General features: G+C 62.3%; 13 protein-coding genes and 1 pseudogene. 7 read left to right on the forward strand and 7 right to left on the reverse strand.

Annotated features, from left to right (window positions below; translation table 11 throughout):
- Window positions 1–15: 15 nt before the first annotated feature.
- The 3 genes from VK92_RS19310 to VK92_RS19315 form a co-directional block, all read right to left on the reverse strand.
- Complete coding sequence (locus VK92_RS19310; RefSeq protein WP_226145451.1) at window positions 16–1,296, reverse strand: NAD(P)/FAD-dependent oxidoreductase; 1,281 nt, start codon at window positions 1,294–1,296, stop codon at window positions 16–18.
- 318 nt (window positions 1,297–1,614) lie between these two features.
- Window positions 1,615–2,115, reverse strand: a complete 501-nt coding sequence (locus tag VK92_RS41920; RefSeq protein WP_131723262.1) for a hypothetical protein — start codon at window positions 2,113–2,115, stop codon at window positions 1,615–1,617.
- A 192-nt stretch (window positions 2,116–2,307) separates the two neighbouring features.
- Complete coding sequence (locus VK92_RS19315) at window positions 2,308–3,756, reverse strand: aldehyde dehydrogenase family protein (RefSeq protein ID WP_048023294.1); 1,449 nt, start codon at window positions 3,754–3,756, stop codon at window positions 2,308–2,310.
- Window positions 3,757–4,394: 638 nt separating this feature from the next.
- Here VK92_RS19315 and VK92_RS19320 point away from each other — a divergent pair.
- From VK92_RS19320 to VK92_RS19335, 5 genes and pseudogenes are all read left to right on the forward strand, one after another.
- A complete protein-coding gene (locus VK92_RS19320; protein ID WP_331457517.1) occupies window positions 4,395–5,804 on the forward strand; it encodes a flavin monoamine oxidase family protein in 1,410 nt (469 codons plus the stop codon).
- Window positions 5,805–6,105: 301 nt separating this feature from the next.
- Window positions 6,106–6,231, forward strand: a pseudogene (locus VK92_RS43035) (IS30 family transposase); the annotation flags it as partial.
- Window positions 6,232–6,714: 483 nt separating this feature from the next.
- Complete coding sequence (codB, locus tag VK92_RS19325; protein ID WP_048023297.1) at window positions 6,715–8,010, forward strand: cytosine permease; 1,296 nt, start codon at window positions 6,715–6,717, stop codon at window positions 8,008–8,010.
- Window positions 8,011–8,056: 46 nt separating this feature from the next.
- The gene (gene codA / locus VK92_RS19330; protein WP_048023298.1) at window positions 8,057–9,310 is read left to right on the forward strand and encodes a cytosine deaminase; all 1,254 of its coding nucleotides are present in this window, start codon (window positions 8,057–8,059) and stop codon (window positions 9,308–9,310) included.
- Complete coding sequence (locus VK92_RS19335; protein WP_231616466.1) at window positions 9,307–10,029, forward strand: TetR/AcrR family transcriptional regulator; 723 nt, start codon at window positions 9,307–9,309, stop codon at window positions 10,027–10,029. The genes codA and VK92_RS19335 overlap by 4 nt, the downstream gene beginning before the upstream one ends.
- 63 nt (window positions 10,030–10,092) lie before the next feature.
- On the opposite strand, the gene VK92_RS19340 is transcribed toward VK92_RS19335, so the two are convergent.
- Complete coding sequence (locus VK92_RS19340; RefSeq protein WP_048023301.1) at window positions 10,093–10,530, reverse strand: hypothetical protein; 438 nt, start codon at window positions 10,528–10,530, stop codon at window positions 10,093–10,095.
- A gap of 333 nt (window positions 10,531–10,863) precedes the next feature.
- On the opposite strand from VK92_RS19340, the gene VK92_RS19345 reads away from it, so the two are divergent.
- The gene (locus VK92_RS19345; protein WP_048023303.1) at window positions 10,864–11,601 is read left to right on the forward strand and encodes a sulfite exporter TauE/SafE family protein; all 738 of its coding nucleotides are present in this window, start codon (window positions 10,864–10,866) and stop codon (window positions 11,599–11,601) included.
- 285 nt (window positions 11,602–11,886) lie between these two features.
- Window positions 11,887–13,266: an amino acid permease gene (locus VK92_RS19350; protein WP_048023304.1), complete on the forward strand. Its 1,380-nt coding sequence runs from the start codon at window positions 11,887–11,889 to the stop codon at window positions 13,264–13,266.
- 102 nt (window positions 13,267–13,368) lie between these two features.
- Here the strand turns inward: VK92_RS19350 and VK92_RS19355 are convergent, their stop codons facing one another.
- The 3 genes from VK92_RS19355 to VK92_RS19365 form a co-directional block, all read right to left on the reverse strand.
- Window positions 13,369–13,947, reverse strand: a complete 579-nt coding sequence (locus VK92_RS19355; RefSeq protein WP_021163685.1) for an NnrU family protein — start codon at window positions 13,945–13,947, stop codon at window positions 13,369–13,371.
- 318 nt (window positions 13,948–14,265) lie between these two features.
- Complete coding sequence (locus VK92_RS19360; RefSeq protein ID WP_048023305.1) at window positions 14,266–14,865, reverse strand: TfoX/Sxy family protein; 600 nt, start codon at window positions 14,863–14,865, stop codon at window positions 14,266–14,268.
- Window positions 14,862–15,971 (reverse strand): malate/lactate/ureidoglycolate dehydrogenase, encoded by a 1,110-nt coding sequence (locus VK92_RS19365; protein ID WP_048023306.1) that lies wholly within the window; start codon window positions 15,969–15,971, stop codon window positions 14,862–14,864. The genes VK92_RS19360 and VK92_RS19365 overlap by 4 nt, the downstream gene beginning before the upstream one ends.
- Window positions 15,972–15,987 lie beyond the last annotated feature (16 nt).

The raw sequence follows: 15,987 nt of genomic DNA on the forward strand, positions 1-15,987 counted from the left end.
CACCACCCTCCGACGTCACCTTTTAAGACCTTTCTCCTCCCACCAATCCCAAGACTTTAGTGCCTGGCGAGCCACCCTGCCCCCGAGATAAGAGAGTGTGTCGCTCGTCATCGACAACGACTTTCGGTTCACGATCCAGAAATCCGTCAGTTCCGATTGCGTCCCGGCAAGCAGGTCGGCGATGGTTCGGCCATTGAGATGCGTCAGCGCAACACCGTGACCAAAACATCCGCCCGAGTAGATGATGCGCTCGTCTTCGATGAAGCTGATTTCGGGGGCCATGTCTGCGGTTACCGAGACAGGGCCGCCCCAACGATAGTCGATGCGCGTGTTCTTGAGCTGAGGGTAGATCCATTTGAGATGGTCTTCGCAATGCTGCCACGCCGCTGGCGCGGAAACCTCTTTCAATGCCCCTGTCCTGTACGTGATCGCATCGCCACCGCCCATTATGATCCGACCGTCCGCCGTCGGTCTGAAGTAGTGCAGCATCTGTCGGTTATCGCCAAAGGATTGCCGTTCGGTCCAGCCGATGCTGTTCCATTGGGCTTCGCTCAAAGGTTCAGTGACGACCTGATAGGTCCAGAGTGGATACTGGCGTGAGCGGACCCTTTTCGGGCCGGGGATATCTCGGGTGTATGCGTTTGTCGCAATGACCAGCTTGTCCGCCGTGATCTTTCCATTCGGTGTGCTGACAACTATTGCAGATGGCATCCTTTCGATATTTGTGACCTGGGTCGTTTCGTAAACAGATATACCGACTGATTCCGCCAGGCTCTTGAGGGATCGGACCTGCTTGCACGGATTGAGGTATCCGGTTCCCGATTCGTAAATGCCGCCGGCAAAGCGCTCGGAGTGGAAGTCCTGCTGAAATTGCTCTGCGCTCCGCCACACCATGTCGTCGTCGATGCCCAACTGCTGGAATAGCTCAAAGGTCTTTTGCATTCTGCCCAGCTGCTGCTTCGTATACGTGGCACGAACCAGCCCAGCGTGACAGTAGTCCGACTGAAGATTGTGCTCCGCGATCAGGCATCTGGTGTGCTCGACCGCGAGCTGCAAATAGCGATGGGCGTCAACCATCTTCTGCTTACCCCAGCGCAGCAAGACCATTTCGGGCTCAAGGCCGAACATTTTGGTACTGAAGCCTGCGTTGCGACCGCTGGAGCCGAAGCCGACAATCGCGGCTTCAAGCACGACTACGCGTGTATTGGGGTTGTCTTTCTTGAACTGCCATGCCGTGTTCAACCCCGTGAAGCCGCCTCCGACGATCGCGACGTCAACCTTGAGATCTTCCGTCAAGGGGGGATTGGGCGAATACGCTCCATAGGCATACTGCCAAAAAGACCGGTTTTGAAGAAGTGATTCTTGATCAGGTGACATAGCGGAGTTTTCGCGTGACGGGATCGGATTCCGGATCAACCAGTTTCTTCTGCTCAGGTGTTGGAGCGAAATGGTTGCCCGATAACGTATGCGGCGCATGGTCGAGCTCAGGCGCCATCGAGCGGCGAGCGAGTATATTGCGAGATGTATGCCCCAGATGTCGGAGTGATCGCTTTGTCATCGCAGCAACAACTCAGAACCTCTGTCGCAGCCCTGGTGCGTCAAATGTGTCGACTTTTAGCCATGTTGGCTGACTTTGAATTTCTGATCGTACGTTGCGATGAACGAATCAATTTTCCGGGCCAGAACAACATCTTTGCCATCGAGTGAGAGCCGCATCATTTCGATCTGGAAATCCTCCTGATCAACCATGTAATCAAGGAATTCTTTGGCGCTTAATGGCCCGATACTTCTTATCTTGCGAAGTTCATCGCAATATTTTACCGTTTTTGAATAGACGATTTTCAAGAATGGTCTTAAAAGAAATTTCGGAACAGAGCCGAGTATCCATGCCTTAATCAATGTCCCGGTTCTCGGAGTCACATCCATCGCCCATCGGGCTGCTGCTTCATGATAGATTGGCTCATTGAACTCCTCCAACTTCAGATAGGCTGCCCAGAGTGGCTGGCGCGGATCGCCGTCAAGACGATTTGAAAGACGCCCAATAGCGCGAAGTGCAAACGCCCTATTTTGGATTTCGCCATCAAATCCATCTAAAAACTCACTGGAAGGCCACATTACAATTACCTCATGCGATTTATGCCTGGCGAGGAAACAGTTTCGTCGTGAGCGCCCTCGAAATACCGGATTTCTATTTTAAAAGATTTGCACGGCGCTCACGAATAAACATTCACCATTTTTCAGGATGTGAAGAGTAAAATCGAAGCAAAATATACGTGTGTCGCGATCCGACATCGCGACACACCTGATTTATTTCGTATCGGGCAGCCTGGCCTCGAACGCTTCGATGGCGGACGCAATCGCCCCGTCGAGATAACCTCGCATTTGCTCCGAAACTAGCGATCCGCCAACCAGCGGATTTGCGACTCCGTCAGGACGAGTGACCGCGGCCACTGAGCGACGGTGCGTGAACGTATCGAATCCGGCCTTGCCGTGATAGGCGCCGGAGCCAGAGTTGCCGATTCCACCGAACGGCGCCCCCGGCAGCAGTGCATGCAGCAATCCATCATTCCGCGTGACCCCGCCACTCGTCGTGCTTTCCAGGAAACGCCGGAAGTCTTCACCATCCTCGCCGTACCAGTAAGCGGCAAGTGGCGCGGGACGTGCCGTGATGTAATCGATAGCCTCCTGCGTGTCGTCGTAACCGTATACGACAAGCACGGGGCCGAATACTTCCTCATCGGAAATCTCTGCCGACTCAGGCACATCGACCAAGATAGTCGGCGGAATTCTTCGCGCCGTACGATTAGGCAACCGCTCGGCTTCACTTTCAGGCGCCGCAATATACTTTTTTGCGCCCTTCGCGACCGCATCATCCACGAGGCCAACGATACGATCGAAATTTCGCTCGTTCACAACGGAAACAACCGCGGGATTCTCCAGATAGGTGGGAAATATATAGTTGTATTCGGCGATAAGCTTGGAAACGAACTCCGTCACGATGCCTTTGGGTACCCAAACATAGTCCGGGCAAAGGCAAACCTGCCCACCGTTCACGACACGCGTGGCAGCAATTCGGCTGACGGCCAATTCCAGGTCGGCATCAGGCGCCACGACAACCGGATTCTTTCCGCCAAGTTCCGTTGTAACAGGAACGAGGTTCTTTGCGGCCTCCTGGGCGACGATTGATCCGATCTTGGGGGAGCCGGTGAAAAACAGGTGATCGAATCGCAACCCTGAGAAGGACTGTGACGTCGACAGGTCTCCGTGAATGAAGGCTACCTCAGCCTCATCGAACGTGCTCGAGACAATATCTGCCAGCAGGCGTCCGGTATGAACCTGATACTCCGGAAAATTCATCATGACGCGATTGCCGGCGGCGAGCGCGCTCAGCGCCGGCTCGAATGTTAGCGTCAGCGGGAAATTCCATGCCCCCATGACGCCGACGACGCCCTTGGGCTTTTGCTGAATGAATCCCCCCGGAATTTCCTCGGGCTCCATCCACTTCTCGAGGTTGTCGAGCGTATGGAGAATGTCTTCGGACCACGGCAACGCTTCGAGCGCCTTGGTCAGTTCGGGCGGACGGTTGCCGTAGTCTGTACTGAGAGCCTGCGCAATCGCATCGAAGTTGGAAAGAATTGCGATCGCGAGCCGCGCTACGCGCGACCTTCGTACCGCTGCGGAAGCCTCCCCCTCGGCAAGGAATGCCGCACGCTGAACGTTGAGAATGTGTTCCAACTCGGCCTTTTCGTACGCCATGGTAGTTTCCTTTCAAAATGAGATGCCGGATGCGCCCATGATCATCCGCCGTCACTCGGGCCGCGACTCTGCGACAACTCGGTAAATGACACGCGCCGTGCCCATGCGGACCGGCATTCATCGTGTTCCGGACACACAAATATGTCATCCGACCTAAAACGCGTTATACAACAAAACTTGAGGACGTGCAACGCACAATGCTGCTGCGGTGCGCAAAACGCCATCCAACCTCAAGGTCGGATGGGGTATCGTCAGTTGATCGACGTAGCCGAAATTTGGTTGATCTAGCGGGGAAAAACGGGTTTCCAGGCAAATTGTCTGATATTTTGCATGCCTGATGTAATGCATCACCACACCGGTCGAACACCGGTTTCGAAGGCAGAGGACGAGCGCATACTGTTTGGTTGACGCCCCTGCGACATATCGTCAGATATCGTCAGATAACTTGCGAAAATTGGTCTTATGACCTATAACAATACGTTCCGGCATCTTGGGTAGCAATCGCCCTAGGCGCCACGTGGCAACTCGTGCTCGGTCGCCAGCCCACGAAACGCCATGAGCACCATCGGCGTCACGGGCGGATCGACAGCGGGATGAGAGTTTTCTTGAAGTAGGCTGCGCTGGACGAAGGGCATGTCGTGATCGAGCGCAGCAAAAAATGTGACCAAGAGGGGCGTACTATGACAACGATCGATGATGTGGCAAACCAAAAATCAGATGTGCTCATTATTGGGGCGGGCCTCTCAGGAATGAAAGCCGCGCTCGAGCTGAAGAATGCCGGGAAGCGGGTTCTGATTCTCGAGGCGCGCGACAGAATCGGAGGGCGGTCAATGCCGGGAGAGGTTGGGGGGCAAACGGTCGACTTCGGTGGGCAATGGGTCGGCGCGTCACAAAACCTGCTGCGTCAGCAGGCAATCGAACTTGACGTACCAATGTACCGTCAATATACGAGCGGTAACAGCCTTGTAAATATTGACGGCAAGGTTCATGCCTACTCGAGCACGCCGAAGCTTCCTTTTTTATCCACCTTGGAACTTGGTCTCACCTTGCACCGCTGGAAGCGCGACATGCAGACTCTTCCCGTCGGCGCGCCGTGGTTGGCAGAGAACGCGCTCGAATGGGATTCGATGTCTATCGAGGTGTGGCTCGACAAGCATGTTGATACTACCGCTGCTCGTGACTTTGCACGCCTTGTCACAAGCGCGATCACTTGCACGGAGTCCCTTCACGTCTCTTATCTGTTCTTCTTGGAATGCCTGCGACAGGGCGGTGGCCTGGAAGCGATGATGGCGGTCGAAGGCGGCGCTCAGCAGGACAAGTTCCTTGGCGGCGCCTGGCAGATCCCGAAAAGGATGGCAGAGCGTCTGGACGGGTGCATCGTGCTGAATGCGGCCGTGAGCGCTATCGAGCAAAATGCCAACGGCGTGCGCGTAACATGTGCACAAGGCGCTTTCGAAGCCTCGTACGCGATCGTCACTGCCCCTCCCCCGCTTGCATCCCGCATTCGTTTCGTACCGCCGCTGCCCGTTAAGCGCGCGGGACTTTTGCAAAGAATGCAGATGGGAGCCGTCATTAAGATGCACGTAGCCTATCCCACCCCCTTCTGGCGCCGTCACGGGCTTAATGGCTCGGTTGCCAGCGTCGGCCATCATCTTGGCTTTGTATTCGATCAGTCGCCGGAAGACGAAAGCATCGGCGTGCTGGTCGGTCTAATCGAAGGAAATCACGCACTTGAACTGAGCGGACTGAGCCAGGAAGCGCGCCGCGAGCATATCGTCGCCGATCTGGTGCATTATTTTGGTGACGAAGCGGCGGCGCCACTCGACTATGCAGACTATGACTGGACGACGGATGAATGGGCGCTCGGCGGATACGCATCCCACATGCCGCCCGGCGTGCTAACCTCATACGGGAGCAGCATTCGCGAGCCGTTCGGACGCATTCATTGGGCAGGCACTGAAACAGCGACGGAATGTATTGGCTATTTCGAAGGAGCATTAGAGTCCGGGATCCGGGCGGCCAATGAGGTAATGGATTTGTTGCGCTAGATGGCTTTGTACTTGCCCGTTGCCGACCGACCGTAAACCGTCAATCAACGACGGCCTACCAATGGCAGGTAGAAAGTCAGATGCTAAGTGTCCCTGTGGACATTTGCAGTCAGGCCGTGATGGCAGAGAAACAGAACCTACGAAGCAGGCTGGTAATTGACCGCCGACCGGAGGTCGGCGGGAATTTGACGAAGGGGCCGAGCGGGGGCTGGTTGTGCAGCGTCAATGGTTGTATCGATGGGTCATCGAGACTGAGTCGGACCTATCCGAATGAAAGGGACTTCCCCGTCCCGAGGCTGCGGCGGAAGCTCAAGATCGTGCTGTACCCGGACATTGGGAAAACAAACTGATCATCGGCTTGAACCGGTCTGCGATCGGAACGCTGGTCGAGCGATCAAGCCGATTGACCATGCTCATCCACCAGCCTCGCGAGGAAGGCTACGGGCTGGTTCCCAGGACGAAGAATGGCCCCGCGCTGGCCGGCTATGGGGCTGTCACGATGGCCAATGCCCTCAAGAAAACCGTGACTGACCTGCCTGATTGCTTCGGGCCATTTCAATCTTGGAGAACGGCCTCGGGAACGGCCTGACGAATCGAGGCCACGTTCTTTCGTGGTTGAATCCAGCGATTCGTCGGGATCGGGGCCTCGCCCCGATCGATACGCGGGTCACGTCAATCCCGGATAAGCCGGTTCCCGCAGTCACAACTCCCCCAGCGCGCCCGGGCGATCAACCGCAGCGCGCTTTCCCGACCGCCGCGCACACGTCAAATTTTTACGCTTGTAAAAATTTTGGCCAGAGAGAATGACGCACTGAAACAGAAATAGAAACAGCAACAGCCCGTCCGCTGCCCGTGCACGGGCTTCCGCAACCTCCTTCGGCCCACAACCCGATCGCTCACGGAAGAAGAGATGCCCACGAACCAGGATGCACGCCCGACTGCCGGGTCGAACCACGGGGAATTCGCGCTGAGCGAAGTCCCGCTCGAGAAACGCACCGGCTTCCTGTCCATCACGATGGTGCTGCTGAGCTTCACGTTCTTCACCGGGACGATGTTCGCCGGCGGCAAGATCGGCGTCGCCTTCGATGTCGTCAGCATGATCCAGATCGCCGTGATCGGTAACCTGCTGCTCGCCGCCTATGCGGCGTCGCTTGCGCTGATCGCCGCGCGCAGCGGCCTGAACGCGGTGCTGATGGGGCGCTTCTGCTTCGGCGAAGTCGGCAGCAAGCTGTCCGATTTCCTGCTCGGCTTCGCGGAACTCGGCTGGTACGCGTGGGGCACCGCGACGGTCGCCATCGTGCTGGTCAAGCTGCTCGGCTGGCCCGCGTCGGTGACCACGCCGTTGATGATCCTGTTCGGCTTCGGCTTCTCGATCACGGCCATCATCGGCTATCGCGGCATGGACGTGCTGTCGCGCGTGTCCGTGCCGTTGATGTTCGTGCTGCTGATGACGTCGATGTGGATCGCCACCCGCGATATCGGCGGGTGGGCCGGCCTCAAGCACGTTATGCCGACGCATCCGATGCAGTTCTCGGCCGCGGTGACGATGGTCATCGGCACCTTCGCGAGCGGCGCCACGCAGGCGACCAACTGGACGCGCCTCGCCCGCAGCGCGCGCAGCGCCGTGTCGGCCAGCATGATCGGGTTCTTCGCCGGCAACGGCCTGATGATCGTCGCGGGCGCGTACTGCGCGATCGTCTATCAGCAGGCCGACATCGTCGAGGTGATGATGCTGCAGGGCCTGTCGATCGCGGCGGTCGTGATGCTGTGCCTGAATCTCTGGACCATCCAGGGGCCGACGATGTACAACGTGGCCGCCGCCGGCTGCCACCTGCTGCGCACCGAACGGCGCCGCACGCTCGTCCTCGTGGGCGCGGCGATCGGCATCGTGCTCGCGGTCGGCGGGATGTACGAGCTGCTGATTCCGTTCCTCGTGCTGCTCGGCTCGATCATTCCGCCCGTCGGCGGCGTGATCATGGCGGACTACTGGTACCGCCATCGCGGCACCTACCCGTCGCTTGCGACCGCCCGCCTGCCGCGCTTCAACCTGGTCGGCCTGGCCGCCTATGCGATCGGTGCGATACTCGCCTACACCTCGCCGTGGATCGCGCCGATCGTCGGCATCGCGGCGTCCGCCGCCGCGTATATCGTGCTGCTGCAGGTTGCCCGCGCGTTCTCGCGCGAGCCGTCCGTCCAGGGCGAATGATGCCGCTGCGCGCCCTTCCGGCCCCACTCGAACGACAGGAACCCACATGAAGATCATCAACGCCAGATTGCGCGGCCGTAGCGGCCTCTTCACGATCGACCTCGATGCGGACACGATCCGTGCGATCGACCTCCAGCCGTCGCCGCTGACGCCGCAAGGGAACGACGTCATCGATGCCGGCAGCAATCTCGTCATCCCGCCGCTGGTCGAGCCGCATATCCATCTCGATGCGACGCTGACCGCCGGCGAACCCGAATGGAACATGAGCGGCACGCTGTTCGAAGGCATCGAGCGATGGGGCCAGCGCAAGGCCACGATCACGCACGACGATACGAAAGCCCGCGCGCACACGACGATCGGGATGCTGCGCGACAACGGCATCCAGCACGTGCGCACGCATGTGGACGTCACCGATCCCACGCTCGCCGCGTTGAAGGCGATGGTCGAAGTCAGGGAAGAGGCGCGCGATCTCATCGACCTGCAGATCGTCGCGTTTCCGCAGGAAGGCATCGAGTCGTTCGACAACGGCCGCGCGTTGATGGAGCGCGCGATCGACATGGGCGCCGACGTCGTCGGCGGCATTCCGCATTTCGAGAACACGCGCGACCAGGGCGTGAGCTCCATCAAGTTCCTGATGGATCTCGCGGAGCGCAAGGGCTGCCTCGTCGACGTCCATTGCGACGAAACCGACGATCCGCAATCACGCTTCCTGGAAGTGCTCGCCGAGGAAGCGCGGGTACGCGGGATGGGCAAGCGCGTCACCGCGAGCCACACGACCGCGATGGGCTCCTACGACAACGCTTATTGCTCGAAGCTGTTCCGGCTGCTGAAGCGCTCGGAGATTCATTTCATTTCGTGTCCGACCGAAAGCATCCACCTGCAGGGGCGGTTCGACACCTACCCGAAGCGGCGCGGCATCACGCGTGTGGCGGAGCTCGATCGCGCCGGCATCAACGTGTGCTTCGGACAGGATTCGATCAAGGACCCGTGGTACCCCGTCGGCAACGGCAACATCCTGCGCATTCTCGATGTGGGCCTGCACGTGTGCCACATGCTCGGATACGAAGACCTGCAGCGGTGCCTCGATTTCGTCACCGAGCACAGCGCGAACGCGATGTCCCTCGGCGACCGGTACGGCATCGCCGTCGGGCGGCCGGCCAATCTGCTGATCCTCGACGCCGATAGCGACTACGAGGTGATTCGCAAGCAGGCCAGGGTGCGTACGTCGCTGCGCGGCGGGAAGGTCATCATGCAGCGCGCGCCGGAACACATCACCTATCCCGAAGCGAACGCACGTTGAGCGCGCGGCGGCTGCGGCCCGACATGCCGGTGGAGGATCGAGCGATGAACCCGTCCGCGCCGACCGCGGAGCCGCCCGCCCGGCCACCCGGCCGGCGGGAAGCGCTGCGCGATACCCTCGAGGCGGCCATTCTCGCCGCCGCCGAGGAATCGTTTTCCACGTATGGATTCGAAGGGAGTTCCGTTGCGACAATCGCGGCGGCGGCCGGCCTGTCGAAGCAGAACCTGATGTACTACTTCCCGACGAAGCTGGCGCTCTACAGACGCGTGCTGGACGACGTCCTGCGGGACTGGCTCGGCAGGATGCGGGAGTTCGCGGCGCCCGAGCGCGAGCCGGCGGAAGCGATGTCGGCCTATATCCGCGCCAAGCTCGAATTTTCTCGGAACCGCCCGCATGGATCGCGGGTGTTCGCACTGGAGATCATCGGCGGCGCGAAGACCTACGGAAAGGAGATCCGCAAGCAACTGATCCCGGTGCTGCGGGACGACATCCGGGTGCTCGAACGCTGGATCGACGAAGGCAAGGTCCGGCAGGTCGACGCCGAGCACCTGTTCTTCCTGATCTGGGCAGCGACGCAGTCGTATGCGGATTTCGCGTCGCAGATGCTGCTGGTGCTCGGCAAGCGCGCGCTGGGGAGCGACGATTTCGACGCGGCCTATCGCACGATCTCGGATCTGGTGCTCAGGGCGCTGATCACCGAAAACGGAACGGCGGCCTGAGCGCCGCCGTTGCCGTTCGCGCACGCTAACCCGGCGCCATCGAAGGCCGCCGGAAAGCGCCGGTCAGTCGTCGTGCTTGTGGTGCTTCTTTTTCTTGTGCTTGTTGCCGCGGTAGTAATCGTCGGAGCGCGAGTTGTTGCGCGACACGTGGCCGCCCAGCGCCGCCCCCGCGCCACCGCCGACGGCCGCGCCGACGAGCCCGCCGGTCGTGCCGCCCATCGCGTGGCCCGCCGCAGTGCCCGCGCCGCCGCCCAGTGCGCCGCCGACGATGGCGCCCGTGCGTTCGCGCTTGTTCGACGTCACCGCGCCGCCTGCGCCGCCGCCCACGGCCCCGCCGATGATCGCGCCCGTGCTCCCGCCGACCGCGTTGCCGACCGCCGCGCCCGCGACACCGCCGAGCGCGCCGCCCAGTGCGTTGTTCGTGTCACCTGCCACGGCAGGCGCCGAGACCGCCACCATCGCGCCGACCATCGCTGCCATTCCGGCCCATTTCTTCAGCATCTGTCTGCCCTCGCCACTTTTCGAGATATCGATGCGCGAATTTAGCACCTTTCCGGTAAACCTATCGTAATGAAGCGTTAAATCCGGCTTTCCACGGCGATCTCCATGTGAGCGGACACGCGTCGCCCGGGTGTCGCCGCCGGGATTGCAATCGGCGCGGCCGCCATCGACGAGCCGCGCAACATCGCGCCGACACACCACGACCCGCACCGCATCGCGCAGCACGCCCCGACTGCCTTCCTGCGTCCGCGATCCTGCATTACCATCGAGCGTCCGCCGCGCCTGCCCGCTTCCAGCAAGCGGGCCTCCAGCCACCTCCCCGTTCCCGCACTCATGCTCGCTCTCGTCATCCTCGCCGGCCTGTGGGCCGGCCTGCAGAACACTCTCGCCGGCGGCGGCGCGTTCGTCACACTGCCCGCGCTGATCGTGTCGGGCATGTCGCCGCTCTCGGCGAACATCACGTCGACGGTCGCGCTGTTTCCCGCTCAGGTCACGACCGGCTGGGCGAGCCGCAACATGGTGCGCGGCATCGGCAAGCTGTCGTTTCGGGCGATGTTCGCGATCAGCGTGGTCGGCGGCGCGCTCGGCGGGCTGCTGTTGCTGAAGACGCCTTCGTCGATCTTCTCGCGCCTCGTGCCGTGGCTCGTGCTGTTCGCGACGATCGTATTCGCGTGGGGCAGCTTCTTCCGCAAGCCGGGCGAAGGCACGGCCCACCTCGGCACCGTCCCCGCCGCGTTCTCGCAATTCATGATCGCGATCTACGGCGGCTACTTCGGCGGCGGGCTCGGCTTCCTGATGATGGCCGTGCTGACGATGGCCGGCCTGTCGCCGCGTCACGCGATGTCGACGAAGAACGCGCTCGCGGGCGTGATGAACGCATCGGCCGTCGTGCTGTTCCTGACGTCGCCGCACCTGCACTGGGGCAAGGCGCTCGCGCTCGGCGGCGGCGCGATCGTCGGCGGGCTGCTCGGCACGTGGGCGCTGCATCGCGTGAACGAACGCGTGCTGCGGATCGGGATCGTCTGCATCGGCGCATTGCTGACGATCGGGCTGTTCGTCAAGCCGATCTGACACACGCACACGCTTGTCGCCGCCACGGCAATTGATGAGCAAACCGCAAGACGTCCTTCTCATATCTCGTTTGCGGTGACGGCGGTGTCCGCCCACAATCCGGGTTGCCGTCGTCATCGCCCTCTCGCGGGCACCGACCGGCATTTCGCGGCCGCCATTCCGACTCACCGCCGGCGGCCCGGCACATCGCGTCACACACGCTCCCCCGACATCGGCACCCCCGGCGGCAGAATGTTGCCGCCGCTGCCCGATGCGTTCCCGGCCAACAATAACTAGAGGTAGGAGATGCAGGACAATTCTTTGAGGCAAAGCCTCAAGCAACGGCACATCACGATGATCGCGCTTGGCGGCGTGATCGGCGCAGGCCTGTTCGTCGGCTCCGGCGCGATCATCGCGACCGCCGGCCCCGCGGCGATCCTGTCGTACCTGATCGGCGGCGTGATCGTCACGCTCGTCATGTTCATGCTCGGCGAAATGGCGTCCCGCAATCCCGACAGCGGCTCGTTCTCCACCTACGCGAGCAGCTATCTCGGCGAATGGGCCGGCTTCGCGGTCGGCTGGCTGTACTGGTTCAAGTCGATGATGACGATCACCGTCGAGGCGATCCTGCTCGGCGCGATCCTCAACGATTTCCTGCCGTGGCTGCCCGTGTGGGCCGGCGCGCTGTTCATGCTCGTGACGCTGATCGCGAGCAACGCGTACTCGGTGCGCTCGTTCGGCGAAGCGGAATACTGGCTGTCGTTCGCGAAGGTCGCGACGATCATCGTGTTCATGGCGCTCGGCGCATCGATCCTGCTCGGCTTCCAGCCGCGCATTCCGGCGCCCGGGCTCGTGAACCTCACGGATCACGGCGGCTTCATGCCGAACGGCATTTCGCCCGTGCTCGCCGGCGTGATGGTCGTGATCTTCTCGCTCGGCGGCAGCGAAATCGCGGCCGTGGCCGCGGGCGAATCGGAGAACCCGGGCAAGAACGTGATCCGCGCGATCAAGAGCGTGATCGTGCGCGTGATGGTGTTCTACGTGGGCTCGGTGTCGATCCTGATCCTGTGCATGCCGTGGACGGACAAGGCCAACCTGAAGTCGCCGTACGTGTCGCTGTTCGGCATGGCGGGGTTCACGGGCGCGGCCGTCGCGATGAAGATCGTGCTGTTCGTGTCGTTCATGTCGGTGATGAACTCGTTCCTGTTCTCGAACTCGCGCATGCTGTTCTCGCTCAGCCAGCGCGGTCACGCGCCCGCGATGTTCGGCCGTACCAACGCGAAAGGCGTGCCGATGAACGCGCTCGTGCTGTGCCTCGCGATCTGCGTGTCGATCCTCGGCGTTCACTTCGTGAGCGGCGGCGACCTGTTCCTGATGCTCGCGAAAAGCAGCGGCGCGTTCGTGATGATCGTGTGGATCTTCATCATCGTCGCGCACTTCGCGATGCGCCGGCAGACGAAGCACGAGCGACGCGACCCGACGGCGTTCCGCGCGTGGTTCTATCCGGTATCGAACTGGGTCGCGCTGCTGGCGCTCGTCGCCGTGCTCGGCTCGCAGGCATTCAACCCGGATTCGCGCTTCCAGTTCTGGTTCACGGTATCGACGGCGCTCGCGATCGTCGCGGCGTATTTCCTGCGCCGCAAGCCGGCCCAACTCGGCGAAACGGCCGGCGCGAAACTGCGCTGACCGTTGCCCTCGGCGGGCGGCGCGCTGGCCGGCGCCGCTCGGCCAGTCAATTGCTCAACCGCCTGGCTTCTCGGCCGCTCGGCCGATCAAGTGCCTGGCGGCTTAGCCGAACGGCCGCACGCCGATCAGCCAGCCGTGCAGGAACAGCACGAAGACGGCCCAGACGACGAGCCCGGCCACGATCGCCACGACGTCGCCCGACAGCCTGCCCGCCGGATAACGAACGCCTTCGCGGCGATCGCGCGCGCGCCACACGACGAAATCGACAAGCGACCAGACGAAGAAGGCGCCGAACAGCACGACGGCGTGCAGCGTGCCGTTCGCGAGCAGGTGCGCGATCGCCCAGACCGCCACGCCGGCCACCATCGGATGGCCGACGAGCGTCTTGATACGGTTGCCGGGCACGTAGGAGGCGGCGATGAGCACGAATGCGATCGCGGTCAGCATGCCGGTGAGGTGGCGCACACCGACCGGCGACACCCACAGCAGCGTCGCGCCCTGACGCGCGATGCCGTAACCCCAGACGATCAGCACGAAGCCGATGATCGATGCGATCGCATAGGGGCCCTTCCAGCCTTTCTCGCCGATTCGCTCGATCGTCGCCGATCGCCAGCCGTCCGCGACGATCCGGATCGAGTGCACACCGAGGAAGATCGCTAAACCGAGAATCAGGACGAGCATCGGTTGTCTCCGTCTGGAATGATGGGTGGGGAAGCGTCCCGCGCGGCATACGATGCGCCGTTCGTTGGAGCCGGCGGCGAGGCCGGCGCGGGTCGCGCCAGTCACGGGTGCAACCCGCGCCGATCATAAACGCCGGGGCCGCCGTTGTGAAGCACGGGGGATGTGCGGTGCGGCAAGCCGCATGACTTTACGCACCTGCGTGGGCGCATTGCCTGGCACCTGTGATGCGCCGCGCGTCGCGCGAATCGACCCGACACGTTCGAGATCGAAAGAAAGGAAAACGAAAATTCGCGAAAGTGTCGCTTCGCTCGACCGGCATCAGGTTTGCTTGCGCTTTGCCGGTGGTTTAGTTGCTGGTTTCGCTGCTGGTTTTGCTGCTGGTTTTGCTGCCGGTTTCGCTGTCGGTTTCGCTGCCGCCTTTGCCGCTGGCTTGGCCGCCGGTTTCGTTGCCCGCTTCACTGCCGGCTTTGCCGCAGACTTCTCCGCCGGCTTCGGCTTCGCCGTCGCTTTCGCCACCCGCTTCACCACCGGTTCCGCCTCCGGCACCGGCTTCGCCGCCGCCCTCGTCTTCCGCTTCGGCGGCCCCGCCAGCAGCGCCGCGCGATATGCGCTGCGGCACCAGTCGAACAGCGCACCCGCATCCTCGAGCACGTCGGCCGGTGTTTCGTAGTAGCCCTCGAGCGAGACGGTACGCGTCGGCCTCGCATACGAGAACGGCCCCATCCCCGCCGCGACGAACGCCGGACGGTTCACGTCGTCGACACGCAGGAACAGCGACCCGCGCGACATGAAGCCGAACATCACGCCATCGAGCCGCATCGCCGCCCCGCTGAAGAACCGCGCGACCTCGACCTTGCCGAGCGGCGCGAGCTGGTACGCGATCTCCTCGCCGTGTGCCTTCTCCGACTGCCAGCTCATGCACGCTCCGTGCAACGCTGCGTCCACGCGTCGAGCGCCGCGTCGTCGAAGCCGACCGCCGCCGCGCTTTCGCGAATCTGCCGCCACGTCGCGCGGTCGACCGGAATGCCGCCGGCCCCGCGCGCCGCGCGGCTCGCTTCTTCCGGCTCGCCCGGCACCTGTACCGGTGCGTCACCGGCCTGCGGCGACGCCTTGGCCCATGCGACGAACGCATCGGCTTCACGCTCCGCGTCGGCCGCATCGAATGCCTTCGGGTCGATCAGCACCGACAGCATCCCGTTGACGATCGCGCTCGTCTTCTGCAGCGTGTCGCCGTAGGTCGTATGCCCGCCGACGAGCGCACCGCCGAAAATCTCGCACATCGCCGCCAGCGCGTACCCCTTGTGCAGCCCGAACGGCAGCAGCGCGCCGAACGGCTGCTCGTGCATCACGGCCGGATCGTCGGTCGGCTGGCCGCGATGATCGATCAGCGACCCGGCCGGCACGCGCTTGTCCTGGTTGTACGCGACGCGCGTCTTGCCGTACGCGATCGCACTCGTCGCGAAATCGAGCAGCAGCGGCGGCCTGCCCGCACGCGGATACGCGGCGCAGAACGGGTTCGTGCCGAAGCGCGGATCGGTGCCGTGCAACGGCGCGACCAGCAGGTCGCCCGGCACGTTGACGAAATGGAACGACACGAGCCCCGAGCGCGCGCACTGCTCGGCCCAGTGCCCGATGCGGCCGAGATGATGCACGTCGCGCAGCCCGATCGCGCAGATGCCCATGCGTCGCGCACGCTCGATCCCTTCGACCATTGCCTCGAACGCGATCACCTGGCCGAAGCCGCGCCCGCCGTCGATCGTCAGCACCGCACCGCCGTCGCGGACGATCGACGCATGCGCGTTCAGCTGCAACTGCCCTTCCCGCCACGACGCGACGTAGTTCGGGATCATCCCGATCCCGTGCGAATCGTGGCCCGCGAGATTCGCGCCGACCAGGTGATCGGCGACGAGCCGTGCCTCCCGCTCGTTGCTGCCGGCCCGTTCCCAGAGTGCCGCGACGAATGCATGCAGCGGTTCGGCGCACATGCGCAGCGGTTCGGTATCGGGCGTCGGCAACACGGTCATCGGCAAGGTTCCGTCA

Source organism: Burkholderia sp. LK4 (assembly GCF_001043615.1).
GTDB lineage: Bacteria > Pseudomonadota > Gammaproteobacteria > Burkholderiales > Burkholderiaceae > Burkholderia > Burkholderia cepacia.